The 19,942-nt window shown below is 58.4% G+C and carries 18 protein-coding genes; 3 read left to right on the plus strand and 15 right to left on the minus strand.

Annotation, left to right across the window (positions count from 1 at the left end; all coding sequences use genetic code 11):
• Positions 1 to 228 precede the first annotated feature (228 nt).
• A complete protein-coding gene (gene mutS / locus ALO80_RS23145; protein ID WP_162838982.1) occupies positions 229 to 2,796 on the plus strand; it encodes a DNA mismatch repair protein MutS in 2,568 nt (855 codons plus the stop codon).
• 249 nt (positions 2,797 to 3,045) lie between these two features.
• Positions 3,046 to 3,369 (plus strand): ferredoxin FdxA, encoded by a 324-nt coding sequence (gene fdxA / locus ALO80_RS23150; protein WP_004657930.1) that lies wholly within the window; start codon positions 3,046 to 3,048, stop codon positions 3,367 to 3,369.
• Between the two features lie 514 nt (positions 3,370 to 3,883).
• Here fdxA and rpoS read toward each other — a convergent pair.
• The 8 genes from rpoS to ALO80_RS23190 all read right to left on the minus strand — a co-directional run bounded on the left by rpoS (position 3,884) and on the right by ALO80_RS23190 (position 11,109).
• A complete protein-coding gene (gene rpoS, locus ALO80_RS23155) occupies positions 3,884 to 4,891 on the minus strand; it encodes an RNA polymerase sigma factor RpoS (protein ID WP_054986414.1) in 1,008 nt (335 codons plus the stop codon).
• A gap of 103 nt (positions 4,892 to 4,994) precedes the next feature.
• Positions 4,995 to 5,861 carry a peptidoglycan DD-metalloendopeptidase family protein gene (locus tag ALO80_RS30035; protein ID WP_083493384.1) on the minus strand — a complete coding sequence of 289 codons (867 nt, stop codon included), beginning with the start codon at positions 5,859 to 5,861 and terminating at the stop codon, positions 4,995 to 4,997.
• A gap of 208 nt (positions 5,862 to 6,069) precedes the next feature.
• Positions 6,070 to 6,705, minus strand: a complete 636-nt coding sequence (locus ALO80_RS23165) for a protein-L-isoaspartate(D-aspartate) O-methyltransferase (protein WP_002554702.1) — start codon at positions 6,703 to 6,705, stop codon at positions 6,070 to 6,072.
• A 41-nt stretch (positions 6,706 to 6,746) separates the two neighbouring features.
• Positions 6,747 to 7,496 carry a 5'/3'-nucleotidase SurE gene (surE, locus tag ALO80_RS23170; RefSeq protein ID WP_054986416.1) on the minus strand — a complete coding sequence of 250 codons (750 nt, stop codon included), beginning with the start codon at positions 7,494 to 7,496 and terminating at the stop codon, positions 6,747 to 6,749.
• The gene (gene truD, locus ALO80_RS23175; RefSeq protein ID WP_054986417.1) at positions 7,484 to 8,542 is read right to left on the minus strand and encodes a tRNA pseudouridine(13) synthase TruD; all 1,059 of its coding nucleotides are present in this window, start codon (positions 8,540 to 8,542) and stop codon (positions 7,484 to 7,486) included. The genes surE and truD overlap by 13 nt, the downstream gene beginning before the upstream one ends.
• Positions 8,539 to 9,012, minus strand: coding sequence for a 2-C-methyl-D-erythritol 2,4-cyclodiphosphate synthase (ispF, locus tag ALO80_RS23180; RefSeq protein ID WP_055010679.1), 474 nt, complete (start codon positions 9,010 to 9,012; stop codon positions 8,539 to 8,541). Before ispF ends, truD begins: the two co-directional genes overlap by 4 nt.
• 53 nt (positions 9,013 to 9,065) lie before the next feature.
• Positions 9,066 to 9,911: an S-formylglutathione hydrolase gene (gene fghA, locus ALO80_RS23185; RefSeq protein ID WP_055010680.1), complete on the minus strand. Its 846-nt coding sequence runs from the start codon at positions 9,909 to 9,911 to the stop codon at positions 9,066 to 9,068.
• Between the two features lie 85 nt (positions 9,912 to 9,996).
• Positions 9,997 to 11,109: an S-(hydroxymethyl)glutathione dehydrogenase/class III alcohol dehydrogenase gene (locus ALO80_RS23190; RefSeq protein WP_054986420.1), complete on the minus strand. Its 1,113-nt coding sequence runs from the start codon at positions 11,107 to 11,109 to the stop codon at positions 9,997 to 9,999.
• Positions 11,110 to 11,213: 104 nt separating this feature from the next.
• Here ALO80_RS23190 and ALO80_RS23195 point away from each other — a divergent pair, with 104 nt between their 5' ends.
• A complete protein-coding gene (locus ALO80_RS23195) occupies positions 11,214 to 12,110 on the plus strand; it encodes a LysR family transcriptional regulator (RefSeq protein ID WP_054986421.1) in 897 nt (298 codons plus the stop codon).
• A gap of 1 nt (position 12,111) precedes the next feature.
• Here ALO80_RS23195 and ispD read toward each other — a convergent pair whose 3' ends face one another.
• The 7 genes from ispD to accA form a co-directional block, all read right to left on the minus strand.
• The gene (ispD, locus tag ALO80_RS23200) at positions 12,112 to 12,822 is read right to left on the minus strand and encodes a 2-C-methyl-D-erythritol 4-phosphate cytidylyltransferase (RefSeq protein WP_055010681.1); all 711 of its coding nucleotides are present in this window, start codon (positions 12,820 to 12,822) and stop codon (positions 12,112 to 12,114) included.
• Between the two features lie 13 nt (positions 12,823 to 12,835).
• Positions 12,836 to 13,114, minus strand: a complete 279-nt coding sequence (gene ftsB / locus ALO80_RS23205; protein ID WP_003314315.1) for a cell division protein FtsB — start codon at positions 13,112 to 13,114, stop codon at positions 12,836 to 12,838.
• Positions 13,115 to 13,304: 190 nt separating this feature from the next.
• Positions 13,305 to 14,591: a phosphopyruvate hydratase gene (gene eno, locus ALO80_RS23210; RefSeq protein ID WP_055010682.1), complete on the minus strand. Its 1,287-nt coding sequence runs from the start codon at positions 14,589 to 14,591 to the stop codon at positions 13,305 to 13,307.
• Positions 14,592 to 14,730: 139 nt separating this feature from the next.
• Positions 14,731 to 15,576: a 3-deoxy-8-phosphooctulonate synthase gene (kdsA, locus tag ALO80_RS23215; RefSeq protein WP_055010683.1), complete on the minus strand. Its 846-nt coding sequence runs from the start codon at positions 15,574 to 15,576 to the stop codon at positions 14,731 to 14,733.
• Positions 15,577 to 15,590: 14 nt separating this feature from the next.
• The gene (locus ALO80_RS23220) at positions 15,591 to 17,222 is read right to left on the minus strand and encodes a CTP synthase (RefSeq protein ID WP_032616036.1); all 1,632 of its coding nucleotides are present in this window, start codon (positions 17,220 to 17,222) and stop codon (positions 15,591 to 15,593) included.
• Positions 17,223 to 17,486: 264 nt separating this feature from the next.
• Positions 17,487 to 18,824 (minus strand): tRNA lysidine(34) synthetase TilS, encoded by a 1,338-nt coding sequence (gene tilS, locus ALO80_RS23225; RefSeq protein ID WP_055010684.1) that lies wholly within the window; start codon positions 18,822 to 18,824, stop codon positions 17,487 to 17,489.
• Positions 18,825 to 18,960: 136 nt separating this feature from the next.
• The gene (gene accA, locus ALO80_RS23230) at positions 18,961 to 19,908 is read right to left on the minus strand and encodes an acetyl-CoA carboxylase carboxyl transferase subunit alpha (RefSeq protein WP_054986426.1); all 948 of its coding nucleotides are present in this window, start codon (positions 19,906 to 19,908) and stop codon (positions 18,961 to 18,963) included.
• Between the last annotated feature and the right edge of the window lie 34 nt (positions 19,909 to 19,942).

A 19,942-nucleotide genomic window follows, 5' to 3' on the forward strand; every position in this document is an offset into this window, starting at 1 on the left:
CAGCGATGAAAGTCTATACGGCAAATCGACGTTCATGGCGGCCGGGAAACGCCCGGTCACCAATAAGCAGTGCCACGCTGCAACTGCACCGCCTGGTCGAGCATGATAACCTTGCGGCCATCGCACATACCGGCAGACGCCCCTTGGTTCAGGGACGGATCACCCGTCATGCCCCAAGGTTGCCTCACCCATCTCAAGAACTTGCCTAAGCCACTGATGAACAAAGCAATTTCCGACCTCTCCTCACATACGCCCATGATGCAGCAGTACTGGAAGCTCAAAAACCAGCACCTGGATCAATTGATGTTCTATCGCATGGGCGATTTCTACGAGATCTTCTACGAAGACGCGAAGAAAGCCGCCAAGCTGCTGGACATCACCCTGACCGCACGCGGCCAGTCGGCAGGTCAGAGCATTCCCATGTGCGGTATTCCTTACCACGCCGCCGAGGGCTATCTGGCCAAGCTGGTGAAACTGGGCGAATCGGTCGTGATCTGCGAGCAGATCGGCGACCCGGCCACGAGCAAGGGGCCGGTGGATCGTCAGGTGGTGCGGATTATCACGCCAGGGACCATCAGCGATGAGGCCTTGCTGGATGAGCGCAGAGACAATCTGATCGCTGCCGTGCTGGGTGATGAGCGCCTGTTCGGCCTCGCCGTACTGGATATCACCAGCGGCAACTTCAGTGTGCTGGAGATCAAGGGCTGGGAGAATCTGCTGGCCGAGCTCGAACGCATCAACCCGGTCGAGCTGTTGATTCCAGACGACTGGCCGCAAGGTCTGCCTGCTGAAAAGCGCCGTGGTGCGCGACGTCGTGCACCGTGGGATTTCGAGCGGGATTCGGCCCATAAAAGTCTGTGTCAGCAGTTTTCGACCCAGGATCTGAAAGGTTTCGGCTGCGAAAGCCTGACCCTGGCCATCGGTGCCGCAGGCTGCCTGCTCAGTTACGCAAAGGAAACCCAGCGTACCGCCCTGCCTCACTTGCGCAGCCTGCGTCACGAGCGTCTCGACGATACTGTAATCCTCGATGCTGCCAGTCGGCGCAATCTGGAGCTGGACACCAATCTTTCCGGTGGCCGCGACAATACCCTGCAATCCGTCATGGACCGCTGCCAGACCGCAATGGGGACGCGTCTGCTGACTCGCTGGCTGAACCGACCGCTGCGCGATCTGACGATTCTTCAGGCACGCCAGACGTCCATTACCTGCTTCCTGGAGCGCTATCGCTTCGAAAACCTGCAACCGCAGCTCAAGGAAATCGGTGACATCGAGCGGATTCTGGCGCGTATCGGCCTGCGCAATGCCCGTCCACGGGACCTCGCTCGTCTGCGCGATGCCCTGAGTGCATTGCCTGAACTGCAACAGGCGATGACCGACCTGGACGCACCGCACCTGCAACAGCTTGCGCTGACTGCCAGTACCTATCCGGAACTGGCCGATCTGCTGCAGCGCGCGATCATCGACAATCCGCCCGCCGTGATTCGCGACGGTGGCGTTCTCAAGACCGGCTACGACGCTGAGCTGGATGATCTGCAATCGCTGAGTGAAAACGCCGGTCAGTTCCTGATCGATCTGGAAGCTCGCGAAAAGGCCCGCACCGGCCTCGCCAACCTTAAAGTCGGCTACAACCGCGTGCATGGCTACTTCATCGAGCTGCCAAGCAAGCAGGCTGAGCAGGCACCGGCCGATTACATACGTCGCCAGACTCTCAAGGGAGCCGAGCGCTTTATCACACCCGAGCTCAAGGAGTTCGAAGACAAGGCGCTTTCGGCGAAAAGCCGCGCTCTGGCACGCGAGAAGATGCTCTACGAAGCGCTGCTTGAGGACCTGATCGGACATCTTGCGCCACTTCAGGATACGGCAGCGGCGCTGGCTGAGCTGGACGTGCTGAGCAACCTCGCAGAGCGCGCGCTGAATCTGGACCTCAATTGCCCTCGGTTTGTCGCCGAACCCTGCATGCGCATCGAGCAAGGCCGGCATCCGGTCGTCGAGCAAGTGCTGAGCACACCGTTCGTTGCCAACGACCTGGCGCTGGACGACAGTACGCGCATGCTGGTCATCACCGGCCCGAACATGGGCGGTAAATCGACCTATATGCGTCAGACGGCGCTGATCGTGCTATTGGCTCACATCGGCAGCTTCGTGCCTGCCGCCAGTTGTGAACTGTCGCTGGTCGACCGGATCTTCACCCGTATCGGCTCCAGCGACGATCTGGCGGGCGGCCGCTCGACATTCATGGTTGAAATGAGCGAAACCGCAAACATCCTGCACAACGCCACCGATAGAAGCCTGGTGTTGATGGACGAGGTCGGACGCGGTACCAGTACCTTCGACGGCCTTTCGCTGGCTTGGGCTGCAGCTGAATGCCTCGCACAATTGCGGGCTTACACACTGTTCGCAACGCACTATTTCGAACTGACGGTTTTGCCGGAAAGCGAACCCTTGGTGACCAATGTGCACCTGAATGCCACTGAACATAACGAGCGAATCGTGTTCCTGCACCGCGTACTGCCAGGGCCGGCGAGCCAGAGCTACGGCCTGGCTGTGGCACAGCTTGCGGGCGTTCCGGGGAAAGTAATCACTCGCGCCAAGGAGCACTTGCAGCGTCTGGAAACCACCAGCCTGCCGCACGAGCAGCCGAAGGCCAAACCCGGCAAACCTGCGGTGCCGCAGCAGAGCGATATGTTCGCAAGCCTGCCTCACCCGGTGCTCGACGAACTGTCGAAGGTCAAAGTCGATGATCTGACACCGCGACAGGCACTGGATTTGCTATACACATTGCAAACTCGCCTGTGACGCGAAGCGTTACATGCTGTTAGAATCCCGCGCGGTTTGGGACGCTCTCGGCTTTTAGCCTGGCCGGGGCGTTTTTCGAGCCGCGTGAAAATGCAGCGAACCTAAGGCAGGTAGCAGGCGACGCAGTTCCACTGCTTCAAGGCTGCCCACCAAAAGCACGTATTTTCATAGGGCCGGGAAACCTCCCGAACCTGGCAACCCTGTCTGGAAGGGCTCTGCCGCAGCAGCCGCCTGAGGAGAAAATTAGAAATGACCTTCGTCGTCACCGACAACTGCATCAAGTGCAAGTACACCGACTGCGTAGAAGTCTGTCCGGTGGACTGCTTTTACGAAGGCCCGAATTTCCTGGTGATCCACCCGGACGAGTGCATCGACTGCGCACTCTGCGAGCCTGAATGCCCTGCCGTGGCCATTTACTCGGAAGACGAGATCCCTGCCGGCATGGAAAACTTCATCGAGCTCAACGCCGAGCTTGCCGAGGTCTGGCCCAATATCACCGAAAAGAAAGACGCGATGCCGGATGCGGCAGAGTGGGATGGCAAACCCGGCAAGATCGCTGATCTGGAACGCTAGATTCCATACAGACAAAAAGGCCCTCAACGGGGCCTTTTTTGTTGAACGCGGTTTTTTCGCAGGCAAAAAAAAGGGGCGGTATGACCCGCCCACATTTTATCCCTGATCCCTGTATTCCCTTGTCATCATCCTGATGAATCGCATCCCGCGATGTCCTTGACCGTCATCCTTGATGGCCTGTGCCTGTCCGTTGGCACAGCTTCGATATTAGAGATTTAGCCCTGCAGAGCAACACCTGAAACGCTCCAGGATATTTCCATCGTGTTGATCGATAAAAACATAATCCCTTCTAAAACAGGTTCTTACCGACCAGAAAAGCCTGGTCTGGCGACAAGCCTCACGTATCTTGCCTGAATGACTTACAGCAAGTGTGCGCAATGACTTACAGGCTTTGAAAGCCGAAAGCCTGAGCGCGCGCACCGGACACCGGTATTGAGATGACGAAAGCCATATAAAAAGGCCGATATATGCACACGGTGCTTATATCGGCCCTGGATTGACGCCAAGAGGGGGATTACTGGAAGAGAGACTCGCTGGACAGACCATTCTTTTCAAGGATCTCACGCAGGCGCTTGAGTCCTTCTACCTGGATCTGCCTTACACGCTCACGTGTCAGACCGATCTCGAGCCCCACATCCTCAAGCGTGCTGCTTTCATGCCCGCGCAGGCCGAAGCGGCGGATGACAACCTCACGCTGCTTCTCGGTCAGTTCAGACAACCATTGATCGATGCTCTGAGAAAGGTCATCGTCCTGCAGCAGTTCGCAGGGGTCTGTCGGCCGGTCGTCAGTCAGCGTATCCAGCAGGGTCTTGTCCGAATCAGGCCCCAGCGAAACATCTACCGAAGAAACACGCTCGTTCAGGCCGAGCATGCGTTTGACCTCACCTACCGGTTTTTCCAGAAGGTTGGCGATCTCTTCAGGAGAGGGTTCGTGGTCCAGCTTCTGAGTCAGCTCTCGGGCCGCGCGCAGATAGACGTTCAGTTCCTTGACGACATGAATCGGTAGCCGGATAGTCCGGGTCTGATTCATGATCGCGCGCTCGATGGTCTGACGAATCCACCAGGTGGCGTAGGTAGAAAAACGAAAGCCGCGTTCCGGGTCGAATTTCTCGACCGCCCGAATCAACCCCAGGTTGCCCTCCTCGATCAGATCAAGCAATGAAAGCCCACGATTGACGTAGCGCCTGGCGATTTTTACGACCAGACGCAGATTGCTTTCAATCATGCGTTTGCGCCCGGCCGGATCTCCACGTTGCGACAGACGCGCAAAGTGAACTTCTTCTTCCGGGGACAGTAGAGGAGAAAAACCGATTTCATTGAGATACAGCTGGGTAGCATCAAGCGCCCGCGTGTAATCAATGTACTTGTGTTGTTTGAGCGATGTTGAATGCTTGGCCTTGGTGCGTCCCGAGGCAGCGGGTTGCTGCTTCTCGTTTGACGCTTCCTTCAGGACAATGCCGGCTTCCATAAGGAGCACTTCATCATCGATGTCAAACTCCGGCGCTTCGTTGCCAAGAGCCATTGTTTTAGTCCTTTGGTGAGTTCGACCTCAAGCTCCAGCGTCGCCTGGTTTCATGGCAACACTTGAGCCTGTTCCTATTACGCCAGGAACAGGCTGGCAACTATCAACGACGTGGCAAAAATCCCAATGGATCTACAGGTTTCCCTTGGCGGCGAATCTCAAAATGCAGTTTCACCCGGTCAGTTCCTGTTGACCCCATTTCGGCAATCGTCTGCCCTGCCTTGACCTGCTGCCCTTCCCGTACCAAAAGCCTGCGGTTATGACCGTAGGCACTGACGTAGGTATCGCTGTGTTTGATGATGATCAATTCGCCGTAGCCCCGTAATCCACTTCCGGCGTAAACAACTGAACCATCAGACGCTGCCAAAACAGGCTGTCCCAAATCACCAGCGATATCAATTCCTTTATTCAAACTACCGTTTGAGGAAAATTTTCCTATCAGAATGCCACTGGAAGGCCAGGTCCAACCCGTCGGAGACTTGCCGGCCGGGCCTGTTGCGGTGGTTGCAGAGGGAGGTATCACTACAGGCACAACCGCAACGGGCTTGGAAATAACCGTTGTCTTGACGGACCCTGAACTGCTGGTACTGGTTGATGTAGACGTCACCGGGCGTCCTGTACCCGAGGTCGACGCTACGTCCTGCGTTGAAGAGGAGCGCCCGTCAAAGCGAATTGTCTGACCTGGCTTGATGGTAAACGGCTCGGGAATCTGATTGCGGGCTGCGAGCGCTTTCCAGTCCCAGCCGTAACGAAACGCAATAGAAAAAAGCGTGTCACCGCGCCTGACCACGTATTGTCCGGTAGTCACCGTCGGACGCTGGGCCACCGCGTTGCCGTTGCGATCGACGACACGAACGCCGCCTGAAGGCGTGCTGGAGCAGCCGACCAAAAGGACACTGAGAGCAATGCCAATCACCAGACGCTGATAACTTCTTGAAGACCTGAGCTGCTGAATGACTGTGAGACTCACCCGCCACTCCCTTTACTGGTGACTGAATTCAAAAAAGATGCCTATTGTGCCGTAATAGCGACGGGCAGCCAGTGATTAACCGCTGAAAAAACGTTGTTATGTATCAATCAGCTAAATGAAATGATGCCATCAGGCCATTCAACATTCCGGGCCGCGCGCTGTAGACCGATGACTGACGCCAGAATTCACTGTTTACTGCAGACAATCTTCAAGCGATCGGTCCATTGAGCAGCGGCACGAAGCGCACAGCCCCCAATACATGACGGGAAAAACCGTTTTCTTCGCGGATAATCAGCATCAATTGCTGAACCTCACCCGAGCCTACCGGTATCACCAGCCGGCCCCCCGGCGCCAGTTGATCAAGCAGCGCCTGCGGCACGTCGGTTGCCACAGCCGTGACGATGATGCCGTTATAGGGCGCAAGAGCCGGCCAGCCCTCCCAGCCGTCACCCCAGCGGAAAACCACATTGCGCAAATTGAGCTCGACCAGGCGCTCTTTGGCGCGATCCTGAAGCACTTTGATGCGTTCCACCGAAAACACGCGCTCCACCAGCTGCGCCAGCACCGCAGTCTGATAGCCGGAACCCGTGCCGATCTCCATGACCTTGTCCAGCGGCCCCGCTGCCAGCAGCAGCTCGCTCATCCGCGCAACCATATAAGGCTGGGAAATCGTCTGGTTGTGGCCGATGGGCAAGGCTGTGTCTTCATAGGCGCGATGCGCCAGTGCTTCATCGACAAACAGGTGCCGAGGCGTCTTGCGGATGACGTCCAGTACCCGTTGATTGGAAATGCCCTCTTCGCAAAGGCGCTGAATCAGACGTTCGCGGGTGCGTTGCGAGGTCATCCCGATCCCGCGACGCAATAGATCATCCTGCTCGCGCGACATCAACGAAGTCCCTCCAGCCAGGTATTCAGACTGCTGAATCCATTCTGATACGTTCGATCCAGCTGCAACGGCGTAATCGATACATAGCCTTGTACGACCGCATGGAAATCGGTGCCGGCACCGCCGTCTTCGACATCCCCGGCAGCGGCGATCCAGTAGCCGGCACGACCACGCGGATCGACGACTTTGACCGGTGCGGCAGCACGGGCACGGTGCCCCAATCGGGTCAGTTGAATGCCGCGGATATGCTCAAGCGGCAGATTCGGAATATTCACGTTCAGTACCGTGCGGGGTGGCAGATCGAGTTGCTCATGAGCCTCGACCAGCAAGCGCGCGTAATGCGCCGCCGTCGCCAGATTATCCGGCTGACGTGACAAAAACGAAAAGGCAAACGACGGACGCTGCAAAAAGCGCCCTTCAAGGGCTGCAGCGACCGTTCCGGAATACAGTACGTCGTCCCCAAGATTGGCACCCAGGTTGATACCTGAAACCACCATATCCGGTGCACGCTCCAATAGCCCATGAATCCCCAGATGTACGCAGTCGGTCGGCGTACCATTGAGACTGATGAAGCCGTTGGCCAGTGTATGCGGGTGCAAGGGCCGGTCAAGTGTCAGGGAACTGCTGGCACCGCTTTTGTCCTGATCAGGGGCGATTACCACGCACTCGGCATAGTCCGCCAGCGCTGCATGCAGCGCGACAAGACCGGGCGCGTTCACCCCGTCATCATTTGATATCAGAATACGCATGAGCTGTCCGTCTGCCCAACCGGCACCAGATCAACGAGTTCGCGAACCAAAACAGTGGCGAAGCATCCGGGCGGAAGGACGAATTCCAGTTGCAGAATGTCAGACTCGGGATAATGCCACGTCAGCCGCCCAATGGGCAGTCGCAGGATGCGACGTTCGTGCTCCATGCCCGCTCTGACCAGCCAGTCACGCAATGCAGCCTCATCATTGGCGATGGCATTTTCCAGCGCTGCCGTCGCGCCTCCAGCTGGCGAAAGGCCTTCGCCCCATTGTGGCCCGGTAGGGTGCAGATCAAGAATCGCCAGACGAGGATCGCTGCACTCGTCGATACCCGCTGGAAAAAAACTGCGGCTGTCAGTGAAAGCCAGCAAATCTCCGACTTGAGCCTTGTGCCAGCTGCCATCGGCAACACGAGCGGCCAGCACTCGATTGAACAGGTAGCTGCGCGCCGTGGACAAGAGCCGCGAGCGCACTGCGCGCTGCTCGGGCAGCGCTTTACGGGCTGCGTAATCACGTGCTTCGCCGAGGTTTCCACCCTGATAGCCGAAACGCTGGGTACCGAAGTAATTGGGGATGCCCTGTCGGGCGATGGTTTCGAGGCGCTCGTTCAACGCGTCCCTGTCGGCATCCAGTTGGGTCAGCCGCAGTGTGAAGCCATTGGCTGCGTGGGCACCGCGTTGCAGCTTACGCTTGTGTCGGCTGCTCTTGAGAATCTGCAGGGTGTCGTCCTGGGCAGCCGACAGATCGGGGTCGGCCTTGCCTGGCAGCTGGATGCTGAACCACTGGCGGGTCAACGCCTGACGGTCCTTGAGACCGGCATAGCTGACCGTACGCAACTGAACGCCTGCCGCTCGGGCCAGCCGGCGTGCAGCTTCCTCGGTATTCAGGCCGCGCTTTTCGACCCACAGCCACAAGTGCTCGCCATCGCCTGAAAGCGGAATGTCCAGCACCTCGTCGACCTGAAAATCTTCGGCAGTCGCCTTGAGGACTGCACGGCCCAATGCGTCGCCGCAGGCCCGAGGCCCAAGCAGTTCAAGCTCATTCATGCGCGCAACAACAACGCAACGGCATGCACCGCGATGCCTTCTTCACGGCCGGTAAAACCGAGTTTTTCCGTTGTCGTCGCTTTAACGTTCACCTGGTCAGGTTCAACCTGCAGATCCTCCGCAATCAAGGCACGCATCGCATCGATGTGCGGTGCCATTTTCGGTGCCTGAGCGACAATGGTGGCGTCGACATTACCGACCTTCCAGCCTTTGCCGTGGATCTGCTTGAGGACATGACGCAGCAGCACGCGGCTGTCGGCACCTTTGAATTGCGGGTCTGTATCGGGAAATTGCTTGCCGATATCGCCCAGCGCCGCAGCTCCCAGAAGCGCATCGCTCAGGGCATGCAGCAGGACATCGCCATCGGAATGGGCCAGCAGCCCGAACCCGTGTGCAATCCGCACGCCGCCCAAGGTAATGAAGTCGCCTTCGGCGAAACGGTGCACATCATAGCCATGGCCAATACGCATAAAAAAACGCCCTGAAAAAAGTCAGGGCGTGATTCTACCTGCTTTGGCGCGCGTTAGCTGTTCAAGGCTTCAGCGTGATGCCTGAGATGGTCTTCGATGAAGCTGGCGATGAAGAAATAGCTATGGTCGTAACCTGGCTGCATCCGCAGAGTCAGCGGATAGTCCGCCGCCTTGGCGGCCTGAACCAGTGCTTCGGGCTTGAGCTGGTTGACCAGAAAATCGTCACGATCCCCTTGATCAACCAATGTCGGCAGTTTTTCAGCAGCCTGCGCAATCAGCACACTGGCATCCCATTCGCGCCAACGTGAGCGATCTTCGCCCAGGTAACGGGAAAACGCCTTTTGCCCCCACGGGCAGTCGATTGGGTTGCTGATGGGCGAGAACGCCGACACCGACCTGTAGCGACCGGGGTTGCGCAATGCGCAGACCAGCGCACCGTGACCGCCCATCGAATGCCCACTGATACTGCGCGCCTGGGACGCCGGGAAGTGGCCTTCGATCAAGGCTGGCAACTCCTTGACCACGTAATCATGCATTTGGTAATGCCGTGCATACGGCTGTTCGGTGGCATTGAGGTAGAAGCCCGCCCCTTGACCGAAGTCCCAGGCACCGTCTGGGTCATCAGCCACATCGGCACCGCGCGGACTGGTGTCAGGTGCCACGACGATGATACCCAGCTCGGCGGCAAGTCGTTGCGCCGCGGCTTTCTGCATGAAGTTTTCGTCGGTGCAGGTCAGACCCGACAACCAGTACAGCACCGGCAGCTTGCCGCCCTGCTCTGCCTGGGGCGGCAGGTAGACGGCAAACACCATGTCGCAACCCAGCACCTGAGAATGATGCTTGTAACGCTTGTGCCAGCCGCCGAAGCTTTTCTGGCAGGAAATATTTTCCAAAGGCATGTCGTTTCCTCAAGCTACACGCTTCGAGCTTCAAGCGGGTGGCAGCTGTTCTTGCCGCTTGAAGCCAGGAGCCTGCAGCTGCTATTCAAAAATGAATGACGGTGCGGATGCTTTTGCCTTCGTGCATCAGGTCGAACGCTTTGTTGATGTCTTCCAGGCCCATGGTGTGGGTAATGAACGTATCCAGCGGGATTTCGCCGGTCTGCGCCATGTCGACGTAGCTGGGCAGTTCGGTGCGGCCACGCACGCCGCCGAATGCGGAACCGCGCCAGACGCGTCCGGTCACCAGCTGGAAAGGACGGGTGGAAATCTCCTGACCGGCTCCGGCCACGCCGATGATGACCGACTCGCCCCAGCCCTTGTGGCAGGATTCAAGCGCTGCACGCATCAGTTGCACATTGCCGATGCACTCAAACGAGAAGTCCACGCCGCCATCGGTCATGTCGACGATGACTTCCTGAATCGGGCGGTCGAAATCCTTCGGGTTGACGCAATCGGTCGCGCCCAGCTGTCTGGCGATCTCGAACTTGGCCGGGTTGATGTCGATGGCGATGATTCGGGCCGCCTTTGCTTTGACCGCGCCGATCACGGCAGACAGACCAATGCCGCCCAGACCGAAGATCGCCACAGTATCGCCCGGCTTGACCTTGGCAGTATTGAGCACTGCGCCGATACCGGTAGTTACGCCGCAGCCCAGCAGGCAGACTTTTTCCAGCGGTGCCTGCTTGTCGATCTTGGCCACCGAGATTTCAGGCAGCACGGTGTATTCAGAAAACGTCGACGTACCCATGTAGTGGAAAATCGGCTCGCCCTTGTAGGAAAAGCGCGTTGTCCCATCGGGCATAAGCCCCTTGCCCTGGGTTGCACGAATCGACTGGCACAGGTTGGTCTTGCCCGAGCGGCAGAACTTGCACTGGCGGCATTCCGGAGTGTAAAGCGGAATGACGTGATCACCGACGACCACCGAAGTCACGCCTTCGCCCACTGCTTCGACAATCGCGCCGCCTTCGTGGCCGAGGATCGACGGGAAAATACCTTCGGGGTCAGCACCGGAAAGTGTGTAGGCATCGGTATGGCAGACGCCGGAGGCCACTACTCTGAGCAGCACTTCTCCGGCCTTGGGCATGGCGACATCGACTTCAACGATCTCCAATGGCTTTTTGGCTTCAAAAGCGACAGCAGCGCGCGACTTGATCATCAATCTTCTCCGACGGGTAAAAACAAGGTTTGCAGTGTAGTACAGTGCCAATTGGCGAGTAATACGGCTAAAAGCAAAACATTAATGCTGTACAGGGATAATCGATGTACACCAATCGCTGGGAAGGTCTGGACGAATTCGTTGCAGTCGCTGAATGTGGTCAGTTCACTGCGGCGGCGCAGCGGCTTGGCGTGTCTTCATCTCATGTCAGCCGGCAGATCGTGCGCCTTGAGGAACGCCTGCAAACCCGTTTGCTGTATCGCAGTACGCGCAAGGTCACGCTGACCGAGGCCGGCCAGACATTTTTGCATCACTGCCAGCGCCTGCAGGACGGCCGGGAAGAGGCCTTGCGCGCCGTGGGCGATCTGGCCAGCGAGCCGAAAGGGCTGTTACGCATGACCTGCGCTGTGGCTTATGGCGAGCGCTTCATCACACCGTTGGTCACGCGTTTCATGGATGTCTACCCGCACCTGCGGGTAGACATCGAACTCAGCAATGACACGCTCGATCTGGTTCATGAAGGCATGGATCTGGCCATTCGCCTGGGCCGGTTGCAAGACTCGCGCCTGGTCGCAACCCGCCTCGCACCTCGGCAAATGTACCTGTGCGCCGCGCCCTCCTATATCGAGCGCTACGGACGACCGCACAGCCTGTCGGAATTGAACCGCCATAACTGCCTGGTCGGGGGCAGCGATACCTGGCAACTGCAGCAGAACGGGCGTGAGTTTTCACAGCGTGTGCAAGGTAACTGGCGTTGCAACAGCGGCCAGGCAGTGCTCGACGCCGCGCTGCACGGCGTTGGCCTGTGTCAGTTGCCGGACTATTACGTGCAGAAACACCTCAACGACGGAACGCTGGTTTCGTTGCTGGAGGCGCATCAACCGCCCAATACGGCCGTCTGGGCGCTCTATCCGCAGCAAAGGCACCTGTCACCCAAGGTGCGCAAGCTGGTGGACTATCTGAAAGAAGGGCTGGCGATGCGCGATGAGTACCGTCAGTAGCCTAGCGGCCAAACTCGGTGCGGCGCTGGCGCAACCACTCCAGGTCCTCGGGGCGAGTGACCTTGATGTTATCGGAACGCCCCTCGATCAAGCGTGGCGACTGCCCTGCCCACTCGATGGCTGATGCCTCATCGGTGATGCTGACATTGGATACCAGGCTGTCAGCCAGCGCGCGATGCAACGCACCAAGACGAAACATCTGCGGCGTGAATGCTTGCCAGATCAGGCTACGGTCTACCGTCTCAAGCACCCGACCATTGCTGTCGGCCCGCTTGAGAGTATCCCGAGCGGGTACGGCCAGCAGGCCACCGACAGGGTCGTCAGCCAGCTCGCCAAGCAGATTATCCAGATCGCTACGCGCCAGATTCGGACGCGCAGCGTCATGAACCAGCACCCAGTCATTGTCACTGGCACCCTGTGCATGCAAATGCAGAAGCGCGTTAAGCACCGAGCCTGAGCGCTCGCTGCCACCGTCCACGCGCTGAATGCGGGTATCGTGCGCACAGGGCAACGCCGCCCAGTACGGGTCATCCACAGCCAGACTGATCACCAGGCCCTTGAGCCGCGGATGATCGAGAAAGCAAAGCAGGCTGTGTTCGAGAATTGTCAGGCCGCCCAGTTGCAGGTACTGCTTGGGACGGTCGGCTGCCATGCGAGCACCGATGCCCGCCGCAGGTATCACTGCCCAGAAGGCAGGAAGAATGTCTTTCATTGCACCAACTTGATTATTGCGCGAGCTGGTAAAGGGTTTCGCCGTCCTTGACCATACCCAGTTCGTGTCGGGCACGCTCTTCGACGGTTTCAAGACCTTTTTTCAATTCCATGACCTCGGCATCAAGCACGCGGTTGCGCTCCAGCAACACCTGATTTTCAGCATGCTGGTCGGCAATCTGCTGAGTCAGGCTGGCCACTTGCGCAAGGCTTCCGTTACCGACCCATAGGCGGTACTGCAAGCCAGCCAGCAACAGAAGCAGGACGAGGAACAACCAGTTAGGACTGCGCATTGAAATATCGGGCACCCAGTAAAAAAGACAGCAGAGCCAACGTAAACAACAAATGACTGAGGGCATTGAGCCTGACATAAGCCAGGCTCAATCACTCCAGATTACCGCGGAGCGTCAGCATCGGAGCTGCACAGGCGAGTCAGCGAACTCGACGCCATGCAGCGCTCTGCGTCTTTTTACCATCTATGGCTTAGCCGCGAAACTCGGCACGCCCACGATACACAGCCTTGGAACCCAATTGCTCTTCGATGCGCAGCAGTTGGTTGTACTTGGAAACGCGATCGGAGCGGCACAGCGAACCGGTTTTGATCTGACCGGCAGACGTGCCCACAGCCAGGTCGGCAATGGTCGAGTCCTCGGTTTCGCCGGAACGGTGAGAGATGATCGCAGTGTAACCGGCAGCTTTGGCCATCTGAATGGCTTCCAGCGTTTCGGTCAGGGAGCCGATTTGATTGAACTTGATCAGAATCGAGTTGGCGATCTTCTTGTCGATGCCTTCTTTCAGGATCTTGGTGTTGGTCACGAACAGGTCGTCACCGACCAGCTGGACTTTCTCGCCGATCTTGTCGGTGAGAACTTTCCAGCCATCCCAATCGGACTCGTCCAGACCGTCTTCAATGGAAATGATCGGGTGCTTGCGCGTCAGCTCGGCAAGGTATTCGGCAAACTCGGCGGAGCTGTACTCGCCCTCTTCGCTGAGTTTGTACTTGCCATTCTTGTAGAACTCGCTCGCCGCGCAGTCCAGCGCCAGGGTCACGTCGGTGCCCAGCGTGTAACCCGCATTGGCGACGGCTTCGGCAATAGCGTCAAGTGCTTCTTTGTTGGACGCCAGGTTAGGCGCGAAACCGCCTTCGTCGCCGACAGCGGTGTTCAGGCCACGCGCCTTGAGCACGGCCTTGAGGTGATGGAAAATTTCGGTGCCCCAGCGCAGGCCTTCAGCGAAGGTCTTGGCGCCGACAGGCTGGATCATGAATTCCTGGATGTCGATGTTGTTGTCGGCATGCTCGCCACCGTTGATGATGTTCATCATCGGAACCGGCATGGAATACACGCCCGGTGTGCCATTGAGGTTGGCGATATGCGCGTACAGCGGCAGGTCCTGATCCTGTGCCGCCGCCTTGGCAGCTGCCAGGGAGACCGCGAGGATTGCGTTTGCGCCCAGACTTGCCTTGTTCTCGGTACCGTCCAGCTCGATCATCGCGTGATCCAGCGCCTTCTGGTCAACCGGGTCCTTGCCCAGAAGCAGATCACGGATGGGGCCATTGATGTTGGCTACAGCCTTCAGAACGCCCTTGCCCATGTAACGGCTCTTGTCGCCATCACGCAGCTCCAGCGCTTCGCGCGAGCCGGTTGAAGCACCGGACGGCGCGCAGGCGCTGCCGATGATGCCGTTATCGAGGAGCACATCTGCTTCCACGGTGGGATTGCCACGGGAGTCGAGAACTTCACGACCTTTGATGTCGACGATTTTTGCCATTGTTGTAAACACTCCAAGATTGACGAAAACGACGCAGCTGGGAAAACAATGCTCGCAGTCAGACGCAGAAAAAGGCAGGTCCGAATGCGACAACCCCGTCACGAATGACGGGGAACGGCACTTTACCGGAGAACCCTGTTCAAGCGGTCTCTACGATCGGAAAACTTTTGACAAGTTCATCCAGTGACTTGAGCTGAGCCAGGAACGGCTCCAGCTTGTCCAGACGCAAGGCACACGGGCCGTCGCATTTGGCGTTGTCGGGGTCCGGATGCGCCTCAAGGAACAGACCGGCCAGATTCTGGCTGATACCGGCTTTGGCCAGATCAAGAACCTGGGCACGACGACCACCGGCAGAATCGGAACGACCGCCCGGCATTTGCAGGGCGTGGGTCACGTCGAACAATATCGGGTACTCGAACTGCTTCATGATGCCGAAGCCGAGCATGTCCACGACCAGGTTGTTGTAACCGAAGCTGGAACCGCGCTCGCAGAGGATCAACTGATCATTACCCGCCTCTTCGCACTTGGTCAGGATGTGTTTCATCTCCTGAGGTGCGAGGAACTGGGCTTTCTTGATGTTGATGACTGCGCCGGTCTTCGCCATCGCAACGACCAGGTCGGTCTGACGCGACAGAAAGGCCGGCAACTGGATGATGTCGCAGACTTCGGCGACCACGGCAGCCTGATGAGGCTCGTGGACATCCGTGATCAGCGGCACATTGAAGGTGCGTTTGATCTCTTCGAAAATACGCATGCCCTCTTCAAGGCCTGGACCACGGTAGGAATTTACCGAAGAGCGGTTGGCTTTGTCGAAGCTGGCCTTGAACACATAAGGGATACCGAGCTTTTCGGTAACCCTCACGTATTCTTCGCAGACCTGCATGGCCATATCCCGGGATTCAAGCACGTTCATGCCGCCGAACAGCACCATTGGCTTGTCGTTGGCGATCTCGATCGAACCTACACGGATGGTTTTCTGAGCCATGTCTGAAGTCCCTGTCAGGAGTTTTTCTGATGTTGTGCCAGTGCCGCCTTGACGAAACCGCTGAACAGCGGGTGACCGTCACGGGGCGTAGAAGTGAACTCGGGGTGGAACTGGCAGGCCACGAACCATGGATGATCCGGCGCTTCGACCACTTCAACCAACGCACCGTCACCGGAGCGACCGGAAATCTTCAGGCCAGCCTCGATCAGTTGCGGCAACAGGTTGTTGTTCACCTCGTAACGATGACGATGGCGCTCGACAATCACATCCTTGCTGTAGCAATCGTGCACCAGCGAGCCGGCTTCAAGCTGGCACTCCTGCGCGCCCAGACGCATGGTGCCGCCCAGATCGGAGCTTTCGGTACGGGTTTCGACTGCGCCAGTGGCATCTTCCCACTCGGTGATCAGACCCACTACGGCGTGTGCGCTGGTACGGTCGAATTCGGTGGAGTTGGCGTCTTTCCAGCCCAGCACGTTACGAGCGAACTCGATGACGGCGACCTGCATGCCCAGGCAGATGCCCAGGTAGGGAACCTTGTTCTCGCGAGCGAACTGAACGGCAGTGATCTTGCCTTCGACGCCACGCAGACCGAAGCCGCCCGGAACCAGGATCGCATCCACGCCTTCAAGCAGGCCGGTGCCCTGGTTTTCGATATCTTCAGAGTCGATGTAACGCAGGTTGACCTTGGTGCGATTGGTGATACCGGCGTGGCTCATGGCTTCGATCAACGACTTGTAGGCGTCGAGCAGTTCCATGTACTTGCCGACCATCGCGATGGTCACTTCGTGCTCCGGGTTGAGCTTGGCGTCGACGACCTTGTCCCATTCGGACAGGTCGGCACCGCCACACTGGAGACCGAAACGCTCGACCACGAAATCGTCCAGACCCTGCGAGTGCAGAATGCCCGGGATCTTGTAGATGGTGTCTGCGTCTTCCAGGGCGATAACCGCACGCTCTTCGACGTTGGTGAACTGAGCGATCTTGCGGCGCGAGGAGACGTCGATCGGATGGTCGGAACGGCAGACCAGCACATCAGGCTGCAGGCCGATGGAGCGCAGTTCCTTTACCGAATGCTGAGTCGGCTTGGTCTTGGTCTCGCCAGCGGTGGCGATGTACGGCACCAGCGTCAGGTGCATCAGCATCGCGCGGCGTGCGCCGACTTCGAAACGCAACTGGCGGATGGCTTCAAGGAAGGGTTGCGACTCGATGTCACCCACCGTACCGCCGATCTCGACCAGCGCCACGTCGGCATCGCCTGCACCCTTGATGATGCGGCGCTTGATTTCGTCGGTAATGTGCGGGATGACCTGAATGGTCGCCCCCAGATAATCACCACGGCGCTCTTTGCGCAGGACGTGTTCGTACACACGGCCGGTGGTGAAGTTGTTGTTCTGGGTCATGGTGGTGCGGATGAACCGCTCGTAGTGACCAAGGTCCAGGTCGGTCTCGGCGCCGTCGTGAGTGACGAACACTTCACCGTGCTGGAACGGGCTCATGGTGCCTGGGTCCACGTTGATGTAGGGATCCAGTTTGAGCATGGTGACCTTGAGTCCCCGCGCCTCCAGGATGGCCGCCAATGAAGCCGAGGCAATGCCTTTCCCCAATGAAGAAACAACACCGCCCGTGACGAAGATGTAGCGCGTCATGAAAAACCCTAGAAGTCTGCGTTAAAGCGGTCAGAGCCGCCGGGGATAGCGAAGGAAGGCCGAAGCCCCCGATTACCGACAAAATTCACGGTGCACTCCCGAAACTGCTGCGTTGAAACCGACCGGCCGAAGCCAGTGTGGTGTGCGCTACATTTTTAAGAATTACCCAGTAAATACTGGTTGGTAACCGGCAACTTGCGTTGTTTCAAAAGAACCAACAGAAGTTGTATCAAGAAGGGAGCGTAGTCTACCTGAAAGGGCCTTTCAGCTCAAACTTTGGTCGCCGGTCGGCGCAACCCAGCGCAAACGCCAGTTTTCATTGGGCGAACCGTCCAGTCCAGGCAGGTTGGCGACGGCCAATAGAACGTTATCGAGGTACAGCAGCGGCAATCTGCCGCGCAGAAACACCGGCACTGCCTGTTCGTTGAGCAGGCGTTTGAGATCGCGATTGCCACGTCCGCTGAGGTACATCGTTTCACCGCCCTGCCGGTAGCGGATTTGCAGGCAGCCCGACGGTGCCTGACCTTCGATGAGCACCCGACCGTTACCCGGCAGGTGCAGCGACACTTGAGGGTCGAACCAGTCTGTTACGTCATCACAGACCGTCCCCCAGCCAGCGGGCACCCACCAGATGCAGTCCTGCGCTCTGTGCAGTTCGCCATCGGCAAGCCGCCACAGTGGACGGGCGTCATGCGTCGCATCGCGCAATGCTTCCCAGCCGGCCCAGTGATCGGTGTCCGGCATCCGCGTCAGGGGCGCAAGCCAGTGGCGCAGAGCATTGCGCTGACGTGCTGCGGACAGTCCGGTCAGCGGCCCCAGGCCCAGCACCGGCAAGTCCAACCAGACAAATGGCGTGGAGACCTGGGCACTGACCAGATCCTGCACCGCAAGCTCGTCCAGCAGTTGCTGTGCTTCACCGAGATGACCTGCCGTCCGCGCCAGACTGGCAGCCGCCTGTGGCCATCTGGAGGTCAACAGTGGCAGCACCTCACTGCGCAGAAAGTTGCGCGAGAACTGCTGATTACTGTTACTGGGATCCTCAACCCACTTCAGGCCGTGCTGATGCGCGTAGCCTTCAAGCTCGGTACGAGACATTGTCAGCAACGGTCGCACCAGATGCCCACGTCCCAGAATTCGCTGCTCGGGCATGGCAGCCAGACCGCGCGCACCTGCGCCTCGCAGCAAACGGAACAACAGGGTCTCGGCCTGATCATCGCGATGCTGCCCGGTCAGCAGGACCTCTCCATCCTCCAACCGCTCGCTGAACGCGAGGTAGCGCGCCTGCCGGGCAGCCTGCTCGACACTCGGGCCGGGCTCGACCTGAACACGAACAGACTCAAATGCCACCCCAAGCGTCTTGCAAACCTGCTGACAATGCTCTGGCCAGGCATCGGCAACGGGCTGCAGACCGTGGTGCACATGGACTGCGTAGAGCGCAGGCAGGGTTTCGCGGCTGGCGAGTTCAGCCAGAAGATGCAAAAGCACGGTCGAGTCGAGGCCGCCGGAGAAACCGATATACCAGGCAGGCGCATCGCGCCATGGGGCCAAGACCTGAAGAAGCCTGGCAGAAAGGTCATGACCGGTGTGTGAGGGGGTGGTCACGGCTGTTTTTCACCGACCTGGCGAGTTCGCACACTGACGGCTTCAGTGATCAAACCAGCCTTTTCGCGAACAGGTTCGCTCCCAGGTCCTTCGGGCGGAAGCCCGCAGGACGTGGAAACAATCGGGGCAGCGAAGCTTAAAGACCGTAGCTCATCAGACGGTCATAGCGACGAGCCAGCAGCGCTTCGTTATCGAGTTCCTTGAGCATCGCCAACTGGCTGCTCAGCTCTTCACGGATCAGAGCGGCGGCGGCAACCGGGTCGCGATGCGCACCGCCCAGCGGCTCAGCGATGACCTTATCGACGATGCCCAGGCCTTTCAGGCGATCGGCAGTGATGCCCATAGCCTCGGCAGCATCAGGTGCCTTCTCGGCGGTTTTCCACAGAATCGACGCGCAGCCTTCTGGAGAAATCACCGCGTACGTCGAGTATTGCAGCATGTTCAACTGGTCGCAGACGCCAATGGCCAGTGCGCCGCCGGAGCCACCCTCACCAATAACAGTGGCGATGATCGGGGTTTTGAGACGAGCCATTACGCGCAGGTTCCAGGCAATCGCTTCGCTCTGGTTGCGCTCTTCCGCGTCGATACCCGGATAGGCACCTGGCGTGTCGATGAAGGTCAGGATCGGCATCTTGAAGCGCTCGGCCATTTCCATCAGACGGCAGGCCTTGCGATAACCCTCCGGGCGCGGCATGCCGAAGTTGCGGCGAACCTTCTCGCGCACTTCACGACCTTTCTGGTGACCGATAACCATGACTGGCTGGCCGTCAAGACGGGCAATGCCGCCGACGATTGCCGCGTCATCGGAGAAGTGGCGATCACCGTGCAGCTCATCGAACTCGGTAAAGATGTTTTCGATGTAGTCCAGCGTGTAGGGACGACGCGGATGGCGTGCCATGCGCGCGATCTGCCAACTGGTCAGGTTGCCAAAGATGCTTTCGGTAAGCGTCTTGCTCTTGTCTTGCAGCCGGGAGATCTCGTCGCCGATGTTCAGCGAGTTGTCGTTACCCACCAAGCGCAGTTCTTCGATTTTGGCCTGCAAGTCAGCGATAGGCTGTTCGAAATCAAGAAAATTCGGGTTCATAGGCATCCGTCTTGGGTCGACGGCCAAGAGGCCG

Origin of the sequence: Pseudomonas caricapapayae (assembly GCF_001400735.1) — a bacterium.
Classification (GTDB): Bacteria; Pseudomonadota; Gammaproteobacteria; order Pseudomonadales; family Pseudomonadaceae; genus Aquipseudomonas; species Aquipseudomonas caricapapayae.